General features: G+C 36.3%; 17 protein-coding genes and 1 pseudogene. 4 read left to right on the top strand and 14 right to left on the bottom strand.

Annotated features, from left to right (window positions below; all coding sequences use genetic code 11):
• Positions 1–75 precede the first annotated feature (75 nt).
• The 7 genes from WBN20_RS01945 to WBN20_RS01915 all read right to left on the bottom strand — a co-directional run bounded on the left by WBN20_RS01945 (position 76) and on the right by WBN20_RS01915 (position 8,450).
• Complete coding sequence (locus WBN20_RS01945; protein WP_424280516.1) at positions 76–1,836, bottom strand: carboxypeptidase-like regulatory domain-containing protein; 1,761 nt, start codon at positions 1,834–1,836, stop codon at positions 76–78.
• A gap of 224 nt (positions 1,837–2,060) precedes the next feature.
• Positions 2,061–3,839: a carboxypeptidase-like regulatory domain-containing protein gene (locus tag WBN20_RS01940; protein WP_424280515.1), complete on the bottom strand. Its 1,779-nt coding sequence runs from the start codon at positions 3,837–3,839 to the stop codon at positions 2,061–2,063.
• A gap of 358 nt (positions 3,840–4,197) precedes the next feature.
• Positions 4,198–5,004 (bottom strand): DUF6090 family protein, encoded by an 807-nt coding sequence (locus WBN20_RS01935; protein WP_424280514.1) that lies wholly within the window; start codon positions 5,002–5,004, stop codon positions 4,198–4,200.
• 307 nt (positions 5,005–5,311) lie between these two features.
• On the bottom strand, positions 5,312–6,037 hold the full coding sequence (locus tag WBN20_RS01930; RefSeq protein ID WP_424280513.1) for a DUF6090 family protein: 726 nt from the start codon (positions 6,035–6,037) through the stop codon (positions 5,312–5,314).
• Positions 6,038–6,203: 166 nt separating this feature from the next.
• The gene (locus WBN20_RS01925) at positions 6,204–7,259 is read right to left on the bottom strand and encodes a DUF6090 family protein (RefSeq protein WP_424280512.1); all 1,056 of its coding nucleotides are present in this window, start codon (positions 7,257–7,259) and stop codon (positions 6,204–6,206) included.
• 435 nt (positions 7,260–7,694) lie between these two features.
• Positions 7,695–8,117 (bottom strand): hypothetical protein, encoded by a 423-nt coding sequence (locus tag WBN20_RS01920; RefSeq protein ID WP_424280511.1) that lies wholly within the window; start codon positions 8,115–8,117, stop codon positions 7,695–7,697.
• A 96-nt stretch (positions 8,118–8,213) separates the two neighbouring features.
• Positions 8,214–8,450, bottom strand: a complete 237-nt coding sequence (locus WBN20_RS01915) for a hypothetical protein (RefSeq protein WP_424280510.1) — start codon at positions 8,448–8,450, stop codon at positions 8,214–8,216.
• Positions 8,451–8,547: 97 nt separating this feature from the next.
• On the opposite strand from WBN20_RS01915, the pseudogene WBN20_RS01910 reads away from it, so the two are divergent.
• From WBN20_RS01910 to WBN20_RS01900, 3 genes and pseudogenes are all read left to right on the top strand, one after another.
• A pseudogene (locus WBN20_RS01910) lies at positions 8,548–8,661 on the top strand (ATP-binding protein); the annotation flags it as partial.
• Positions 8,662–8,777: 116 nt separating this feature from the next.
• A complete protein-coding gene (locus WBN20_RS01905; protein ID WP_424280509.1) occupies positions 8,778–10,442 on the top strand; it encodes a hypothetical protein in 1,665 nt (554 codons plus the stop codon).
• A gap of 13 nt (positions 10,443–10,455) precedes the next feature.
• The gene (locus WBN20_RS01900; RefSeq protein WP_424280508.1) at positions 10,456–10,734 is read left to right on the top strand and encodes a hypothetical protein; all 279 of its coding nucleotides are present in this window, start codon (positions 10,456–10,458) and stop codon (positions 10,732–10,734) included.
• Positions 10,735–10,837: 103 nt separating this feature from the next.
• On the opposite strand, the gene WBN20_RS01895 is transcribed toward WBN20_RS01900, so the two are convergent.
• From WBN20_RS01895 to WBN20_RS01880, 4 genes are all read right to left on the bottom strand, one after another.
• Positions 10,838–11,419: a class I SAM-dependent methyltransferase gene (locus WBN20_RS01895; RefSeq protein WP_424275846.1), complete on the bottom strand. Its 582-nt coding sequence runs from the start codon at positions 11,417–11,419 to the stop codon at positions 10,838–10,840.
• A gap of 316 nt (positions 11,420–11,735) precedes the next feature.
• The gene (locus tag WBN20_RS01890) at positions 11,736–12,170 is read right to left on the bottom strand and encodes a cupin domain-containing protein (RefSeq protein WP_424280507.1); all 435 of its coding nucleotides are present in this window, start codon (positions 12,168–12,170) and stop codon (positions 11,736–11,738) included.
• Between the two features lie 12 nt (positions 12,171–12,182).
• Entirely contained in the window at positions 12,183–12,917 is a 735-nt protein-coding gene (locus WBN20_RS01885) for an NAD(P)-dependent oxidoreductase (protein ID WP_424275845.1), read from the bottom strand.
• A 66-nt stretch (positions 12,918–12,983) separates the two neighbouring features.
• Positions 12,984–13,727, bottom strand: coding sequence for a DUF2268 domain-containing putative Zn-dependent protease (locus WBN20_RS01880; RefSeq protein ID WP_424280506.1), 744 nt, complete (start codon positions 13,725–13,727; stop codon positions 12,984–12,986).
• A 400-nt stretch (positions 13,728–14,127) separates the two neighbouring features.
• Here WBN20_RS01880 and WBN20_RS01875 point away from each other — a divergent pair, with 400 nt between their 5' ends.
• Positions 14,128–14,538 carry a nuclear transport factor 2 family protein gene (locus WBN20_RS01875; RefSeq protein WP_424280505.1) on the top strand — a complete coding sequence of 137 codons (411 nt, stop codon included), beginning with the start codon at positions 14,128–14,130 and terminating at the stop codon, positions 14,536–14,538.
• 191 nt (positions 14,539–14,729) lie between these two features.
• Here the strand turns inward: WBN20_RS01875 and WBN20_RS01870 are convergent, their stop codons facing one another.
• The 3 genes from WBN20_RS01870 to WBN20_RS01860 form a co-directional block, all read right to left on the bottom strand.
• A complete protein-coding gene (locus tag WBN20_RS01870; protein ID WP_424280504.1) occupies positions 14,730–14,939 on the bottom strand; it encodes a DUF6090 family protein in 210 nt (69 codons plus the stop codon).
• A 302-nt stretch (positions 14,940–15,241) separates the two neighbouring features.
• Positions 15,242–16,966 (bottom strand): amidohydrolase, encoded by a 1,725-nt coding sequence (locus WBN20_RS01865; protein WP_424280503.1) that lies wholly within the window; start codon positions 16,964–16,966, stop codon positions 15,242–15,244.
• A 108-nt stretch (positions 16,967–17,074) separates the two neighbouring features.
• Positions 17,075–18,529 carry a pyridoxal phosphate-dependent decarboxylase family protein gene (locus WBN20_RS01860; RefSeq protein ID WP_424280502.1) on the bottom strand — a complete coding sequence of 485 codons (1,455 nt, stop codon included), beginning with the start codon at positions 18,527–18,529 and terminating at the stop codon, positions 17,075–17,077.
• Positions 18,530–18,619: the final 90 nt, after the last annotated feature.

Below are 18,619 nucleotides of genomic sequence, written 5' to 3'. Positions count from 1 at the left end.
AAAAAGAGCATAACGCTGGAGGCGCTATTCATCAATCCGAAAACAATTCCCAATTTTATCTTGTAGTTTGCACTATTATGGAAGTGTCATAACTTCTGAGAAGTCTAACAATTTCTGATTTACATTTTTAAGTTGTATCCTGTATAATTTAGAAAATGATTTTTGTGAACGTTTATTATAATTCGTATAAACCGTAAGCTTTAAATATGTGGAAGTTAATTTTTTATTGCCCTTATACGTCACGTTAATCTGCCAATCCCTTGGAAAAGGCTCATAAATGAAGAATTCTTCGGATGAATACCCTCTAATTTTTTCATCTCTAATCCTGTCAGGATTACTTTTATTGGTATGTTCCCAGGTGAAATATTGCTTATCCGGGTTAACGAATTGCAAATCAAATTCTGCCTCACTATCATTCCATTCAAAAAGGATTCTGGTTCTTTCTTGTCTCGATGTATTCATATTTGAAAAAACTAAATCAGGATTTTCTGAAATATCTTTTTTATGCAGTAATAACAAATTCTTAAACTCCTCTTTTACGATTCTGTTTATACCTTTATTATCCCCTGGGAAAAAGCCTTCATTAATAAGGTGCAGATACCGAACATGCAAATTTGCAGCTCTTTTATAATTACCAGTTACTACATAATTGTTGGTGAGATCACGGTAGGATTGCGCGTAACTTGGTCGTAACCAAAATATTTTTTTATAAAATTCAGTTGCCAATTCAGGCTTATCAGACACTTCCAGGGCATAAGCCAAAGCCTTACATTGAACTGCATTTTTAAAAAGTCCGATATTTTGCTGTAATAGTTCCATTGCATAATCTCGGGCTTCTTTTGCTGAGAAAAATAAATAGGAATCCAGAATAAAGTATGGGTCGGTTTTTAAGGTTATCGCATAATGCTCATAGTGCTTTTTAGCCTCTGTGAGATTAGTACTTCCATAAAGGTCTTTTAAGTAACTGGGAGAATTTCTTAAAACACCTTCCTGATCAAGAGCATCATCCTGATAGATATTATCCCTCAATTTAGCATAATCATATAATAAATTGGTACCTGGTTCTCTTACGATATTTGTGCCTATGGTATTGATTATAATAACTCCTCCACCGGCTATAGGACCATATCTGCCTACTGCTAAAATACTGGGTATAACAGTTACTCTATCAATGTTTTGTATATTTAAGTACAACGGTGCTTGCGTCATAACTATTCCATCAACATCAAAAATAGCCGGTGCAGGATTGTTTATCGAAGATCTTCCTCTCAGAAAAGCAGCCCTTTCGGTTGAGAAGCCATTAATTCCTCCGACATTTCCGATACGTAAATTAGGTATCTTTCCCCGCAAGGCAGTAAGTATATCTACTGCACCAGGGTTCAAATTCTCACTGCCAACAATGTACGCGGAAGTTCCTAAGTAGTTCTTGTGAATATAACCGAATGCAGTGTTAATAATCCCCTTATCCCTTGCGTATTGATGGCGCAAATAGTCCTGGCTCCTGCGATTTATCCTCTTTACAACCTTAACCTCATCAAGTTCTTCAATTTTCATTTCCATAACGATGTTTAGTCTGCTTGTAACATCCTCCACGATGATCTCTTCATCTTTCATTCCCATATAACTAAACACCAAAATATCTAATGGCGAAGCCTTAATCTGATAATATCCATTTTCATCCGTTATTGTGCCGTTTGACGTATCAGAAACCTTAACAGTTACATTCTCAATGGGCGATGTGCCATCTGTAACTCTTCCAAAAACCAAATTTTCATTATCCTGGGCAAAACTGATTTGAACAAAGGCAAATAAGATCAAAATCCAATTATTTTTCATATTGTAATACATTACTTACACTTTTTAACTTAAATATATGCAATTTAACGTAATAGCAGAAGTATAAAATCTGAACTTCCAACTTCGCACTTCAAATTGCCTACAGTAAAGGAAGGTTTTGGGTAATATAGGATGTCTAAGAATAATAGCATTCAATCCTCCAAGCAGTGCAACTAATATCCATGAGCCTCCGGTAATCCAATTTCCTCTTTTAAATTACGCTGCTATGGAAGGCTCATTACCTCTGAAAAGTCTAACAATTGCTGATTCACGTCTTTAAGCCGTAACCTGTACAATTTGGAAATTGCTCTTTGCGAAGGCGTATTATAATTCCTATAAACCGTTAACTTTAAATATGTGGCGGTTAATTTTTTATTGCCTTTGTAGGATACATTTACCTGCCAATCTTCCGGTAGCGGTTCATATATAAAGAATTCTTCTGAGGAGTACCCTTTGATTTTCTCATCTCTGATCCTGTCCGGATTACTTTTAGTGGTATGTTCCCAGGTAAAATATTGTTTCTCGGGGTGAACGAATTGTAAATCAAATTCTGCTTCACTGTCATTCCATTCAACAAGGATTCTTGTTCCTTCTTGCCTCGTTATATCCTTTGGAGGTAAAACTAAACCGGAATTTTCTGAAATAACACTTTTATGCTGGGTTAGCAGATTCATAAATTCCTCTTTCACTATACCACTTATACCGCTTTTATCTTTTGGAAAAAACCCTTCATTAATGAGGTGCAGATAACGTACATATAAATTAGCAGCCCTTTTATAATTACCGGTTGCTACATAGTTATTGGCAAGGTCCCGGTAAGATTGCGCATAACCTGGGCGCATCAAAAATATTTTTTTATAATATTCATTGGCCAAATCGGGTTTATCCGTTACTTCCAGCGCATAAGCCAAAGCCTTACATTGAACTGCATTTTTAAAAAGTCCGATATTTTGCTGCAATAGTTCCGTTGCATAATCTCGGGCTTCTTTTGCTGAGAAAAATAAATAGGAATCCAGAATAAAGTATGGGTCGGTTTTTAAGGTTATCGCATAATGCTCATAGTGCTTTTTAGCCTCTGCGAGATTAGTACTTCCATAAAGGTCTTTTAAGTAACTGGGAGAATTTCTTAAAACACCTTCCTGATCAAGAGCATCATCCTCATAGATATTATCCCTCAATTTAGCATAATCATATAATGAATTGGTACCTGGTTCTCTTACGATATTTGTCCCTCTGGTATTAATTATAATAACTCCGCCAACCGCTAAAGGGCCATATCTGCCTGTAGCTAATAGACTGGGTATTACAGCAACTCTTTCAACATTTTGTATTATTAAGAATAGCGGTGCTTGTGTCATAACTATTCCATCAACATCATAAATAGCAGGTGCAGGATTGTTTATTGAAGATCTTCCTCTCAGAAAAACAGCCCTTTCGGTTGTACGGCCATCAGAACCTTTAACAGTTCCAATACGTAAATTAGGTACCTTTCCCCGCAAGGCCGTTAGTATATCTACTGCACCCGGGTTCAAATTCTCACCACCAACAATGTATGCGGAAGATCCTAAGTAGTCCTTATGAACATAACCCAATGCAGTGTTAATAATACGCTCATCCCTTGCGTATTGATGGCGCATATAGTCCTGGCTCCTACGATCTATCCTATTAGTAACTTTAACTTCATCAAGTTCTTCAATCTGCATTTTCATTACAATGTTTAATCTAGTTGTAACATCTTCCACAACTATTTCTTCATCTTTCATTCCCATATAACTAAACACCAAAATATCTAATGGTGAAGCCTTAATTTGATAATATCCATTTTCATCAGTTGATGTGTTAGTTGAAGCATCAGAAATTTGAACTTCTACATTCTTTAAAGGAGATATTCCATTGGTAACTCTGCCAATAACAATATTTTCATTATCCTGGGCAAAACCAATCTGAACAAGGGCTAATAAGATGAAAATACATTTATTTTTCAAATTTATATTGTAATACATAACTTACATTTTATTAACTTAAATATACACAATATAAATTAATAGAACAAGTATAAAAATTGAACTTCAAACCGGCAACTTCAAACTTCGTACTTCCAACTTGTACTTCAAATCACTATCAAAATATGATGGTTGCGGTAATAGCATGTAATTCGAATAAGAAAATTCAATAAACTCATTAATGCAACGGCTATCTATGATCCCCGGGCAACCTAATTTTTTTAAAAGCTTCCCAGCCTTTGGTTGGTAGGCAGCTATGAGCCGTTTTAATGGCTTATACAAGTCTCTGGTCTTAAGTTTCAATTTTACAAAGGGTGGGGCTCATTATATACAATTACTGTTTTAATATTTTTTGTATTCAATCCAAATTCATTAGATATCTATCAATCTCAGTAATGCATTCTTTGACATCATTTATAGCATTATTATAATCATGGAGGAAATGACTTCTTCCAAAAAGAGCTTCTATAATTAATGTTTCATATTCAGAATCATTGACTAAAAATGCGTAGTCATTGGGAATAGCAATGGCTTTTCTGTCTGCGAGGTAAATTCCGGCATATATATCGATTTCCGATAGATTTTTGATCCTAAAATGCTTTTGGTAATAAGGGAAAAGAAGTTGAGCCGCATTACGTCGTGTATCAATTTTTTTTATAAGTCTTTGATAATCTGATTCATAAACTTTAATAATAAGTTTCTTTAGTTTGTCAGATCTAATAATGTCAAGATTACCAGATTTTATTGTTTCGTAAGTAGAAGTTTCTGGAAAAAAATAATTGAATCGAAAACAATCAAAAAAATCTTTATACATCGAATCTACTACTAACGGCTTTTTTTGAATATAATCATGTACGTTTTTTGTGGCCTGATAAAAATTCTGTTGATCATTAAAATCGTGATTTAGTTCTCGGAGGTTTGAAACTAATTCGAATCTTAACCCGGCAAGCATATTTATCTCTATTTTTAATAATTTTTGTTCTTCATTATAATTATTGATTTGTATAGCAATCAAAATTCCTATGAGAACGATCAAGATTTCTCTAGTTGTATAAATAAGATGTGAACTGAATTTGCCTGCCCGCCCGATCGGCGGGTTTTCTGTTAATAGTTGTTTGCGAATCCGTCGAAAGAACTTAATCATAGTTTCTAAAGATATTTTCAAGACATCCGCTAGAGGTTATGTCAACCATCCCGATAACTATCGGGAGTCTGCAGGACGTTAGATTTTGTATCAAAAAATTTAGATTCTAATCCAATCTAAAATTTACGCAACCCTTCTGGCTGGGGCAATGATTTTCATCAGGTATCAGGGTAAGATTTCCAGATAGTTATTTGACCTCCACATTCTAGAGAGTAACAGCTGAGGTAGTGGTTGGTTTTTCTTAATACTCAATAGCGTTGGAGATTGAAAGCTATTAATTGCAGAACTACTTAGCATTCAATTAGTTTTATTGCCATGAACCTTTTTTCTACTTACCTCTTTTTATTAATTCATCTTGTATCATTCCAATAACATCATTTGTTTCTTTCACTGCTCTTCTTTTACTAATAGTAGAATTTTGTCTTAATTCCAATCTAAAACTCCACATATTAAGAAACTCATCATCTTTGAGCATTGCTTCATAATTGTTAGGAAACCATCTTCCTTTTTTCATTCTTAAGTGTTTTTGAAATATCGGAACGACCGCTACAGGCCAAACCTGATCTTCAATGCGTTTGGTTTCTTGAATTAGATAGGGATAAGTTACTTCGAATAAATTTATAATTTCTTGCCTTAATGAATCTGATTTAATTAAATCCAATCCAGTTGATTTAAGCGTTTCAAAACTTGAAGAAGTCAGAATTACGTCTGGGGCATAATTACCTTCCTGCAAATATTTAGCTATCGAATCGTTGAATGGTCTCTTATTTTCAAAATGATCAATTAAGTAATCTATGCACCAAGCTCCTTTATTTTGAATTTTAATATCCTGTCCTAGTCTCATCAAATTGGTTTCAAGATTAGATTTTAGTTCTACAAGCAAAATCGTTTCTTTTTTAAGTGTTTTTTTTGTCTCATTCCAATTATTGATTTGTAACGCAATCAAAATTCCAATCACAACCAGTACAATCTCTCCAATAGCATACCTCATGTATTTTAAAGGCTTGTTGTCATCAGCAAGTTGTTTACGGATTTTTCTGAAGAAACCGATCATAGGAAGTGTTGGGTTGTTCTACCTAAGGTACTGAATTTTTATACGTGACTTTAAATCATGCTTCTATATTCAATAAAGGTTGATTCGTTTTAGTAGAAATCGGGAAAGTGAGCACATAAAACAAACGTTGTCGTATTCTTCGCAAAAATTAATCATCAACACTTTTCTAAAGCCTTTTAACAAAATACTCGTTATTACTTAAGTTGATTCTGATATGATAAAAGCCTTCCTCTACATGAATATCCTTACCATTCATTTGAAGACTTCCTGGGGAATAAGAATCTTCGCCCCAATTTTGTGCCCAACTTTCATTAGCCCTAAACTTGAATCGGCCTTGACTAAGTTGAATTTTTATTTCCCAGATTTCCTCCTTTTCATCAATAAGAGTCATGGGGACAGACTTAAACCATCCTGATTCTAATGCATTACCGACAATGCCAATATTTTCATAAAGCAACTGTACTTGAGGGTAATATTTTTTAATATCACTTAGTATGGATTCTCTGTCTTCACATAAAGTTATTAATCTGCCTGAAAGATTAGTTTTGTTCAGCTTTAAGGTGTTAAGGGCATTTTGAAATTTTCTTGAATAAATTAGACTCCTTACATCTTCTATATCTTTTTTACTGAAAATATGGGTATAACGTGGATCTTCGCCTGAAGGACCGAATCCAAATGAGGTTGGAACAAATGTAATGTCTGAACCTTTTAATATGGGCTCAATTAAATTTTCTCTCGCTTTATTACTACTTGATAAATATTCATTCCACCATTCATTATTTACAAAAGTGGCAATTCTTTTTGCAATATTGTTATGAATTTTATTATTGGGATCAAATCTAAGATTAGACAAATGAAACGATGTTTCCGAGCTATAAGAATTCGGATCAGTTTCAATATAATAGAGCATATTTATTAATAATTGGGATTCAATATTGTCTGAATTTTCGAGGATCTCCTCAATCATGGCAAATTGATCCTTAATAGAATTTTGATAATAGTAAAGTATATCTAGATCTACCTTAATAGATGTGTAAAGGCGATCTAAAGTGACTTTAAACTGTTTTTCGATTTTGCGTTTTTCATTCCAATTATTGATCTGCAATGCAATCAAAATTCCAATAACAACAAGAAAAATCTCCCCAAAAGCATACCTCATGTATTTTAAAGGCTTGTTATCATCAGCGAGTTGTTTACGAATTTTACGAAAAAAGTTGATCATTTCAGGGAATAGGTTGTTCTTCCCAAGGTAATCAATTAATATAAAAGACTTAAAAATCGGTTTAACGAAAGCTTCGAACAGCTTACATCATTGGAGCCGGAGTTTGGACATGGAAGGATGGTTGGGCTGACGGTAAATTCCAAGTACCAAATCCCAAATCCCAAACACCAAATCGATAACTATCGGCACCCAAAAGTCATAAGAAGAATTTTTCTTTTTTGGAGTTTGGAGCTTGTAATTTGGAATTTAATTAAAAAGTAGTGGACGGTCTTTCATTTTGAAGATGGAGTAGGAGATTGGCAACAATTGCTTATAGGCATTGTTAGCTTTTCGTTATTTTCTTTCTAATTCTTTATCCCCTCAGGTGCGCGCGTCACGCTCGAGCTAGCGGGGGAGTATACCATCGCATCTGATCAAGGTTTATTTAGCAGCTACTTAGTGTGTTACTTTAACATAGTCGGTATGTGAATAAAAGACTTTTGCCATTGAACTTAATTTCTGCCAAATAGCATCCTCTCCAAAATCGCCAACCATGTCTCCTGAAGGTGGATAAATCCTATCTCTATCTTCAATGCTCTTAAATGACAAAATAAAAGCGTACAGATTTACACGATTACCACGGTCTCCTTTAACCAGAGAAAATGATTGTCCCTCCATTTTATTATAAATAGGCGCGATTTCTTTTAAAACAAAAGTCTCGAACACTTTTGCATCTTGACCAGGCAACAATTCTACATCATGGATTGTAACCACTTCTGATGTAGGACTCATTAATTTTGCTAAATCGGACTGATTTTCTTGTGCATTTAAATTAATATTAAAAAATAATAAAAAAGTAACTACGGCTAATGATTTCATAATTTTATTTTTTTAAGTTAGTATTGGCTTATAATTCTAATATACTCAATTTAAGCATACTATCTGCGTTTATGCTAATTTCTAAAGCCTCTATGGCTATTTTTTTTTTAGATTATCGATTGATTTTTGAGCTTGTTTGGCCAAATCATTTCCTCTTACAATATTTGAATTTTCATCCCACGCAACTCGTCCAGAAATAAAAACCAACTTTCCTGGATTTGATATTACTATTTGAGAAAAACCATATTGTCTTGAGTCAAATAGTGAATTTGGGTTTATACATTCTTTTTTGATTTTTTCTTTTAATTGAAGCTTACAACGAGATATAGTCATTGATTAACTGCTACTTATGTAAACTAAGATAATGAATGAATTTGTAATGGTATTTAGTAAGGTAGTATTAAGGCTTCGAAAAACCACCACATTATGTACCATAACCGACGTGGCCCTGGTCGGCGGGGGTGCCTACCCGCAACCCGGCAAAATATCATTGTTCAACAACGGTTTCTTAATTAAAGATGATAGGGAATTTATTAAAAAAGCCAGGGACTAAAGACTATTCTTTCTAACCATTAACAAGTCTAAACAATTTAAATTGGAAAGAGTTTTCTAAGCGAAGTAGGAATTTATATATTTAGAAATAACAAATACAAGGCCAATATGAAATATTTTACTTTAATAACTCTTATCTCTTTTCTGTTTGTGAGCTGTTTACAAGAAAAGGAAAAGACGCCCTCAAAAATAGAATACACCAGCAATAAATATGACGCCTTAGTAAGTCTGTTTACGAAATGGAGGTCATTTGAAAATCCACCTAAATTGAATGGCGTACCAGATTATACACTGTCTGCTTTTGAGAAAAGAGAACCCGAATTTGATGCATTAAGAGTGGAACTGCTAGCCATAGATACTACTTCCTGGTCTGTTCCTAAACAAGTTGATTGGATGATAGTATGGGCAGAAATGAATGGTTATGATTTTAATCGTAGAGTTCTCAGGCCCTGGGAACGAGATCCGGCTTTTTATAAGTCTGTTTGGACAAATAAAAGCGATGTGCCTGCCCATGAAGGCCCCACCCATCATGGAACTACAGAATTATGGACCTACACTTATCCTTTATCCGAAAGTGAACGCACACGCCTAATTAAAGACCTTAAGGTAATCCCTGGCTTAAATGAACAGGCTAGAAAGAACTTGACAGGAAATGCAAAAGATTTGTGGATCACGGGTATCAGAGATATCCAGGAACAAAGTAAGGTCCTAGAAAAATTTAAGGAAAATGGGGAAATAAAAGCTGATAAGGAAATAGTATCCGTCATAGAGCAAGCCATTGCTTCAACGGATAATTTCGTGTTGTGGTTAAAGGAAAAGGCGGGTTCTAAAACCGGGCCTTCAGGTATTGGTAAGGAAAATTACACATGGTACCTTCAAAACGTACACCTTGTTCCTTTGACATGGGAAGATGAGGTCATAATTTTGAAAAGAGAGCTGGCAAGGGCCTGGACTTCCTTAAAACTAGAAGAACATAAGAATAGAGATTTACCAGCATTAGAAGATGCTAACTCGCCAGAAGCTTACAATAAGTTGGCAGATTATGCGGCAAATAGTTTAATCAGCTTTTTAAATGAGCAGGAGATAGTAACTGTAAAGCCATATTTTGAGCCTGCCTTACGCGAACATCTTGGGGAATATGTTCCCAGGGATAAACGAAACTTTTTCTTAATTGGAGAACATTATGACCCCAGGCCTTTGTATTCGCATTTTTATCATTGGTTTGAATTAGCCAGGATGGAGCTTGAACCTCATAAAAGTGAAATACGTCGCGGGCCGTTATTATATAATATTTTTGATTCCAGAAACGAGGGTACAGCTACCGCCGTTGAAGAAATCTTTATGGAAGCCGGCCTTTATAATGATAGTCCCAGAGCAAGGGAAATAGTGTATATTATGATCGCTCAGAGGGCCGCAAGAGGTTTGGGGTCATTATATGCGCACGCCAACGAAATGACAATGGAAGAGGCGGGGGGAATACATTCGGAGTATACGCCCAGGGGATGGATGAAAACGGAAAAGGAGTTACTTATTTTTGAACAGCATCTATACCTCCGTCAACCTGGATACGGCACCAGTTATATTACAGGAAAGTATCTTTTGGAAAACGCCATGGCGGCCTATGCCAAACGATTAGAACAGGAGGAAAAACCATTTATACTCAAAGACTTTTTTGATACCTTAAATAGTATTGGGAATATACCCATCTCTTTAGGACATTGGGAAATGACAGGCTCTAATGAGAATTTAGAATTAATTATAGAACCGAAATAATTACGGCATAATAATGAAAAGAAAAGGCTTTTTAAGAACAACATCAACTTTTGCTACCGCAACGGCCTTAGTGCCTTTATCATCTTGCAAAGCGGACAAGCAAAAAGTGATAAAAGAAACAGAACCTATAGTATTGCGCAAAAACTGGGCATGGGATTATATTTATAAGGCCAAAAACCTCTTTGAACCCAATACGGCAGAAAAACTACCTGAATTCATTGCGCTGTGTAAAAAATTGGACCCTGAAGGTAAATTTAAAAACGATTATTTGAATTTGAATATCTATTCTTAGGAACTTTTTTAATCGCAATCTTTATAGGCAAACAAAAAATATTACAAAAACGCACGTTTTAATTGCTTTCGCTAAATCAGCTATGAACTATAAAATGTTGTGCTTAGTGGTTTAGTTTTTCAACAACAACCATTCGGTAATCAGTTATGGATTTATGTCCGGTTTCGCTATCTTCAAAAATGTATTCAAATTTTTGGTCAATCAAGCGTTTCATTTTATTCTCAAAGTCAATTGTTTCGTTCAGAATCTTAACTTTTTTCCCCGTATCCTGAATACAGAAAATAAGTAAACTTTCTTTTTTAATTTTGGATATTATTCTTTTGATAAAATCGGTTTCTTTCTTTTTGTCATTTTTTGTAAAGTGAAACATACTGTCGAGTAGAATGAAGTCGTATTCGGCAAAATTATCAAATTCAAAAATGTCAGCAACTTTTCCAGTTAATCCCAAATTTTCGTTATCAGCAATTAGGTTCATTTGCTTTATTCCGACTTTCGAGTTGTCAATTCCCATCACGAAATACCCCAGTCGAGCTAGTGGAATTGCATCTCGTCCTTGTCCACAACCTAAGTCCAAAACTTTTCCTTTTTTTGGATATTTAGAGAAAAAATAAATCAGTTCTGAGTAAGGTTTTCCGAACAAGTTTTCCGTCAGATAATATTTGTCGTAAGTTACCGTCATTTCCATTTTTCTACTTTAAGCACAACAATAGGATATCGTAATTGACTATTTATCACTTAGGGAATCTAAGATAATATATCTTATTGATACCCAAAGATGATTAGCGCATACAGATTATGCAGTACATTGTATTCTATATGTACACATTAGATAGAGTCGCAGGTGTTTTGGCGGGTTAGGGTTGAAGATAAGTTCGGCTATGGCGGTGTTTGAAACAACTACGATTCGTATAAGATACATTTTCTTTGACTACTGAAGCTTTCAGCGAAGGTGAAAATACCGCTTAGTTAATGTCGTATAGCGTTTTTATTTCTCGTAGTTTTTATTCTTCGTATATATCAAATTCTGCTGAAACGGACTTCATTAATTCAGCATCTGCAAAATCACTTTCTGTCATTTTCGATAGTTTTTTCAAGTATAGATCAAACTGTCCATTTTTAAATATAGTGAGCATTTTTCCTCCCTTTTCACACCTTGCAGCATGCCAAACATTAGGAGGAACGGTAATTGTGTCTCCAGGCTTGGCTGTGATGGATTCATCGTCAAAAATTAATTCTACTTCACCTTTTAGAATGTAAAAGACTTCTGTCATTATTTTGTGGTGATGTCTTCCTAAATAAAATCCAGGTTTTAAAGTATCTTCAACAAAGCTCAGTTCACCATTAGTCCTTTTTGAAGAAAGTTTGATGAAGCAATGATCCTGAGAGTAGTTATAGTTTTCACCCTCACCATTCCGTATTATTTCCTTTTCTTTCATTTCTATTAATGTTTAATTATTTAGAGATGACTTATTATATATTACAGGCATTCGTCCTTTCCATTTATTCCATAAATTACCATCGCTAATTAGATTTGCCATAAAGTTACCAACATTTATACGACTGGTTTTGCCAGCGTTAAAAATTGCACTTCTAATTGGAGAAGGGTGTATTACGTAATCAGTTACTTGATCTTCATCTATTAAACCGTCTGGTCGTACAGTAACCCACTCAATAAATTGGTTGTTCTGTCCAACCTGGGTTCGAAAATAATCGGCCGCTTGTTCATTATCTACGTGAGGGGGTAAAAGTAACCTTAAAAGCCCAATAACGCACTTTTGTGCAAACGATATAGGTTCATTTAGATCACCATTGCGATTACCCGTAGTGTTCATTAAAACATATTTAATTGGGCTTTCTGGTTTATTAGCTTCTATGGCATTACATAGTCTGCGAGCAGCATCTACAACAAGTTTTCTGGGTTGTCCATAGATTCCTTTCCAATTTATATTATGTCCTAGACACGATGCGATTGAATGACAATCAAGAGTCAGTTCCATCATTTCTTTATCACTCATATCTAAAAGACTTGCCACAATAATTTTCAAACGTTCATTACTTTTCCATGATGCTGGTAATTTTTCCGGAGATCTTACTACTGCCTTTACATTATGTCCCTGAATTAGAAGTTGCTCAATTAACTGTCTTCCTGTTGCACCACTTGCACCCACTACTAGAATTGTCATATAATTTATTTTTTAGCAGTTAAACCGCCATTTTTATATACGTTTTTGTGTGTATTTTTAGAAGCTTTAGTAGCCAGCTAGTTTTATTATTTCATTTGGCATAAGGCTGCTTAACTCTATAATGTTCTTTCCTGAGTTAATCATTGCTTGTCTAACCAAAAAATTTCCGGTCCTGTAACCAATAGAGGTTCTGCCATCGGGATGTTGAAACATCCATTTTTGATAATCTGCATCTTTAGGTAATGCTATTATTTCATTAACCCAGCTATTTGCTACGTCTTCTTGTGGGGGATTTTCCGCTTCAAATGCCAGATCTGTATATTCTTCAGAAAAAACCACGGCTAATCCTTCGTTTACCATCGCTATGGATATCCCATATTCAAATTTGTTATCCTTAATTGCCCAACCGCGAGACAAATGATGAAATTCGTGGAAAACAACATGTTTTAAAGCAGTATTAACTGCATTAGTAATTCCTCCTGGAAATTTATCTGATATCTGAATAGCTACAAGGGGAGGGGAATTGGTTTCTGTCCTGCCGGTAACTCCGCCAACAAAATCAAGATTCCAATCCACAATTTCAACAATAACCTTTATACTATCCGGTAGTTTCGGTATAAGATTTCGAATTTCCTTTTCTGAATTAATTATCACTTCACCGATAAGCTGTTTTTGTGGTTCCGTAAATTTAGTGGTATCTGCTTGAAAGACAATATCTACTTTCGCTATTTTTGATTTATTTGAATTAGAATTGCAGGAAATAATCAGTAATAATGGAATAGTTAATATCAGACTTTTTAGTAAATTCATTTTATGCTTTTAACCCGAAGACGACACAAAAAATTTAATGTTACAACTAAGGGTGCTTTTTTCTCAAATGGCACAACAACCAGATATAGTTTTACAAAGGTGAAGCCATCGGAATAAAATTTAATTTTCTATAGGAAATAAAAATATTTTTTAATCCTTTGAAATTTCCAAAAAAGGGATATGTTTAATTACTAACTATTACTCCTGAAAAGTTTTTAAATAGTATAGCCGAAATGACTTTTAATTGCCTATTGGTCTTTTTAGTAATAGGGTTGCACCATCTCGCCAATGGCATGAATTATTTTTTTGAGTTGTTAGATTATTGTTTTGCATTTTGTCGTAATTGCATTATCTTATCGACAATTCCTTTTTAAAATTAACCTTTAATCAATAAATTCATATGAGCAATGTAGATGTAATTAAGAATGCCTACGAAGCATTTGGAAGGGGTGACGTGCCTGCCGTACTTGGCGCCATGGATCCTCAAATTGAATGGCATGAAGCCGAAGGAAATCCGTATATGCCCAGTGGAGAGGCGTTTATTGGCCCGGACGCTGTACTGAATCAACTCTTTGCGCGTTTGGCAGTAGAATGGGACGGCTTCGAAGTGCATCCGAATTTGTTTTACGATGCCGGAGAAACTGTAATTGTAGAAGGCCGGTATTCCGGAACCTTTAAGGCAACGGGGAAGCAGCAAGACACACAGCTTTGCCATATTTGGCAACTGAAGGGGGGCAAGGTCACCAAGTTTCAGCAATATGTAAACACCGCGGCTCTCCAGGAAGTTATGGGGGTACATGCCAACAGCTGATCACAATACGGCAGTAAAATAACTAGCAACCATTATACCATTGTAAAGGTAAATAGGCCCTTGACTTGTTTTAAGGGCTAAAATTATAGGTGCAATACAATTAAAAAAAACCCCATATTAGATAGAGCTACAGAAGTAACTCTATAAGGTGGTAGTTGGGTCATTTTTTAACTTATAACTCCTACATATTTTCAGTAGAGTGGATATACCTCTTGGTCTATGGTTCGCTCTTTATGCTGCTCATTCCACTTATTAATCTGCAAAGCGATCAAAATTCCAATAACCAAAAGAATAATTTCATCAATGGCATAAAGGAAATATTTGCTGAAATTGCCTGCCCGCCCGATTGGCGGGTTTTCAGTTAGAAGTTGTTGGCGTATTCGTCTGAAGAACTTAATCATAGTAATATATATATATTTTCCACGCACCGCCTGGCCCCCCACTAGCAAAGGTCTACCAGACCTTTGCTTACTGTTCGGTCCTCTAAAGAATTTGATTATGTCTAAAATTTGTATGGCAGCGCGGCAGGCTGTTATCCAAGCGCAATATCTGGCCCATAGCTTTCGCTATGTCCTGCTAAAAATGTCTGCTTTGCCTCGCCTCATCTGGCTCAACACTCAAAAGCCAAATCGTTGGCTATTTCATTCTGCCCTCTTGACGCTCTGTCCTAGAAAGAAATTTATCATTTAACCCGATTTATTTATTAATCTTTGGGATACACCACTTTTCCGTCAAAAATGGTCATGGTTATCTCGGTGTTTAAGAATTCCTCTTCCGCTACCGTCATTAAATCCTGGCTATAAATAGTAAAATCGGCTAGTTTGCCTACCGTAATAGAACCTTTAATGTTTTCCTCAAAAGCGCCGTAAGCAGCATCCAGGGTATATGATCTAAGAGCCTGCTCTCTGGTCATTTTCTGCTCCGGTTCATAACCGCCTTCTGGCGAGCCTTTTAAGGTCTTTCGACTTACACTGGCATACAAACTGGCTATAGGATTCAAAGGTTCTACAGGCACATCGGTGCCATTTACAATCGGGATCCCACTTTGTAATAAGGCCTGCCACATATAAGCTCCTTCTTGGATTCGTTGCTCGCCCAAACGATCTATGGCCCAGGGTCTGTCTGAAGACAGGTGTACTGCCTGCATGGCAGGTATCACACCTAACTGGGCAAAGCGTGGTATATCATCCGGATGTAAATGCTGAGCATGCTCTATTCTAAACCTGTGATCAGTTGCAAGGTCAGGTAATTCATCAAAAGCGACTTCATATCGGTCTAGAATTTCCCTGTTGGCCCTATCTCCTATGGCATGTGAGCAAACCTGAAAACCATGTTGTAATCCATTTAAAGCGGTTTCTTTCACAAACGCCATAGGCAAGGTTTCGAGGCCAAAATGCCCGGGTCTGTCTGTGTATTGTTCCAATAACCAGGCCCCTCGAGAGCCCAGGGCTCCATCACAATTCAATTTTACCGAGCGAATAGTTAGCAAATGGGCAGGATCTATTAAGGGACCTTTTTCATACCATTCATTAAGTAATTCTTTGTCCCAACCTGTGAGCATCACATAAAGACGGGCTTTCATTTTACCCTCGGTTTTCATTTTTTCATATAGGGCAATAGTCTCCCTTCCAATACCCGCATCATGAAAACCGGTAATGCCATTTCTGTGACAGGCGGCTACTGCCAATTCAAAAGCTTTGGCATCTTTTTCAGGGGTACTTTCGGGAATATGTTTGGTTATCAAACCCTGGGCACGTTCATTGAAAATGCCCGTTGGTCTTCCCAGCTGATCGCGCATTACTTCACCACCCTTTACTTCGAATTTGTTTATTCCGTCTTTGGGCAAAATTAGCAGACCCGCAATATCCATCGCAGCGGCATTAGCAAAACCGGCATGGCCACTTGCATGGCGCAGGTACACCGGATTGTCTGGGGAAACCTCACTGAGTCTGTAATGCGTTTGAAAGCCATTTACTGTATCGGAAGGCATTTCTGTCCATTTACTTTGATGCCATCCTCTCCCTGTAATCCATTCCCCCGGTTCGGCTTTTTCAACTGCTGCAGCTACGGCATCAATTATTTCCTGATAGCTCGAAGTATTCATGAGGTCAAGATTCAATTCATTATATCCCAATCCCATGAAATGTCCGTGACCTTCTATTAGACCGGGAGTCATGGTTTTGCCCTCTAAATCAATTAATTGTGTCTGATCATCTTTATATTTTTCGGCATCCGCAAGACTACCGGCAAAAAGAATCTTATTGTCTTTTGTGGCTACTGCTTCCACGGTTGATTGAATGGTATCCACAGTATAGATCGGACCCCCATAAATGAGTAGGGTAGCGCCTTCTTTTTTTGGACTGGTGCAGGAAGTTAAAATAAGGAAGAATAGCGATATCCTCCAGAAAGTAGTATTTTGTAATCTCATAAATGTTGGTTTTTTACTAAAGCTAAATTTACTGTTTTCTTACTTAAAATTAGGGTTGCAACAAGTACTTCAAAGGCGTAAATCGATAATTACCCTAAAATGAACTAACTAAGGGAGTAGCTCCTTCCCAATAATGAATACACTTTTTACCAATTCATCAAAATCTTCATTGGTGACACGATGACTGGAAATAGCACAGCGGATACAGTACATACCATTAATTGTGGTGTAACCGGGAAGCGCAATGGCGCGCTCTTCAATTTGCAATTTAATTTCCTTATTCAGTGCATTTAATTCATCGAGTGATAGCGAACCGGGATTGTATCTAAAACAAACAATGTCCATACCAATAGGGGCTATGAGTTCCAAGTCCTGGTGTTGATTTACGAGCGCTCCCAGGTAATAGGCCTGGTCAACATTTCTTGATATCATTCTTCCAAAACGCTCGCTCCCGTGCTCTTTTAATGACATCCATACTTTTAGTGCTCTAAAACGCCTGGAGAGTTGCAGGCCATATTCGCTAAACCAATTTTCACCAGATGCCAATCCCCTCGTATTTTTTTCTAAATATTCCGGAATTAAAGAAAAGGTGTCTTTATGGCCTTCACTGTCTTTTACAACTACACAACCAACCTCAAAAGGCATATGTAACCATTTGTGCAAATCTAAAGCTACAGAATCTGCGCGTTCAATACCTTTTAATTGGGGTTTAATTATATCGGACAACATTGCTATAGCACCAATAGCGCCATCTACATGAAACCACAGGTTTTCTTGTTTACAAATATTGGCTATTGCATCCAAATCATCAATGGCACCAGTGTTAACCGTACCAGAAGTACCAATAATGCATATTGGCCGTAATCCAGCCTCCTTATCCAGCTGTATTTGTTTTTTGAGCGCATCGATATTTATGGTGAAGTCGTCATTTACCTTAATTTTTTTAAGGCCTTTGGTCCCTAACCCTAAAAGTTCAACGGCTTTGGTATTACAGCTGTGAATTTCGGTAGAACCATAGAAAACCAGGTTGTTTTCTTTTAGGCCTTCAGTTCTGATATCGTACCCCGCTTTTACATTTCTGGCTACGGCCATCGCAGCATAGTTGGCCATTGAACCACCACTCACCAAAAGTCCGCTGGCAGATTTTGGAAACTCAACGATTTCTTTTATCCAGTCTACAACCTGTTCTTCAACTTTATGACCCGCATGGTTACCGCCTCCTAAATTTGGGTTAAGGATAGATGCCCAAAAATCGCCCATAACACCAGATATAGTACCACTTCCCATATACCAGGCCCAAAAGCGTGGATGAAGGTTCCCCATGGGGTATGGTAATACATTTATTTGAAGTTCTTTATAAACGTCTTCTGCATCACTGGGTTGTGTAGGTAAGCCGGTTTTAAAAGAATTTAAAACATTTTCGGGCATTTCTTGCCAAATTTTACGATCTCTTACATTTTGAGTGTAATCAAAAGCATCATCAACCATTTTGTGCATTAAGGCCTTAGACTTTTGCCAATCTTTTGGATCAAGAGTTTCATAGTTATCAAAGAGTTCTCCCATAAAAAAAGTTTATATTATTTTTTGTAGTTTGGAATTTAATTAAAAAGGCATGGTTATTCTATCTTAATATAGGTTAGAGCTGGAAAAAAG

The sequence above is a fragment of the Eudoraea sp. genome (genome assembly GCF_049665975.1).
GTDB lineage: Bacteria > Bacteroidota > Bacteroidia > Flavobacteriales > Flavobacteriaceae > Eudoraea.
Note: the sequence above shows the minus strand (reverse complement) of the source record. Positions and strands in the feature narration are given on the sequence as shown.

Bases quoted from the DNA above. Each gene is read 5' to 3' on its own strand.
- WBN20_RS01945 (WP_424280516.1), bottom strand. From the start codon at position 1,836: ATGAAAAATAATTGGATTTTGATCTTATTTGCCTTTGTTCAAATCAGT.
- WBN20_RS01940 (WP_424280515.1), bottom strand. From the start codon at position 3,839: ATGTATTACAATATAAATTTGAAAAATAAATGTATTTTCATCTTATTA.
- WBN20_RS01930 (WP_424280513.1), bottom strand. From the start codon at position 6,037: ATGATCGGTTTCTTCAGAAAAATCCGTAAACAACTTGCTGATGACAAC.
- WBN20_RS01925 (WP_424280512.1), bottom strand. From the start codon at position 7,259: ATGATCAACTTTTTTCGTAAAATTCGTAAACAACTCGCTGATGATAAC.
- WBN20_RS01920 (WP_424280511.1), bottom strand. From the start codon at position 8,117: ATGAAATCATTAGCCGTAGTTACTTTTTTATTATTTTTTAATATTAAT.
- WBN20_RS01915 (WP_424280510.1), bottom strand. From the start codon at position 8,450: ATGACTATATCTCGTTGTAAGCTTCAATTAAAAGAAAAAATCAAAAAA.
- WBN20_RS01905 (WP_424280509.1), top strand. From the start codon at position 8,778: ATGAAATATTTTACTTTAATAACTCTTATCTCTTTTCTGTTTGTGAGC.
- WBN20_RS01900 (WP_424280508.1), top strand. From the start codon at position 10,456: ATGAAAAGAAAAGGCTTTTTAAGAACAACATCAACTTTTGCTACCGCA.
- WBN20_RS01895 (WP_424275846.1), bottom strand. From the start codon at position 11,419: ATGGAAATGACGGTAACTTACGACAAATATTATCTGACGGAAAACTTG.
- WBN20_RS01890 (WP_424280507.1), bottom strand. From the start codon at position 12,170: ATGAAAGAAAAGGAAATAATACGGAATGGTGAGGGTGAAAACTATAAC.
- WBN20_RS01885 (WP_424275845.1), bottom strand. From the start codon at position 12,917: ATGACAATTCTAGTAGTGGGTGCAAGTGGTGCAACAGGAAGACAGTTA.
- WBN20_RS01880 (WP_424280506.1), bottom strand. From the start codon at position 13,727: ATGAATTTACTAAAAAGTCTGATATTAACTATTCCATTATTACTGATT.
- WBN20_RS01875 (WP_424280505.1), top strand. From the start codon at position 14,128: ATGAGCAATGTAGATGTAATTAAGAATGCCTACGAAGCATTTGGAAGG.
- WBN20_RS01870 (WP_424280504.1), bottom strand. From the start codon at position 14,939: ATGATTAAGTTCTTCAGACGAATACGCCAACAACTTCTAACTGAAAAC.
- WBN20_RS01865 (WP_424280503.1), bottom strand. From the start codon at position 16,966: ATGAGATTACAAAATACTACTTTCTGGAGGATATCGCTATTCTTCCTT.
- WBN20_RS01860 (WP_424280502.1), bottom strand. From the start codon at position 18,529: ATGGGAGAACTCTTTGATAACTATGAAACTCTTGATCCAAAAGATTGG.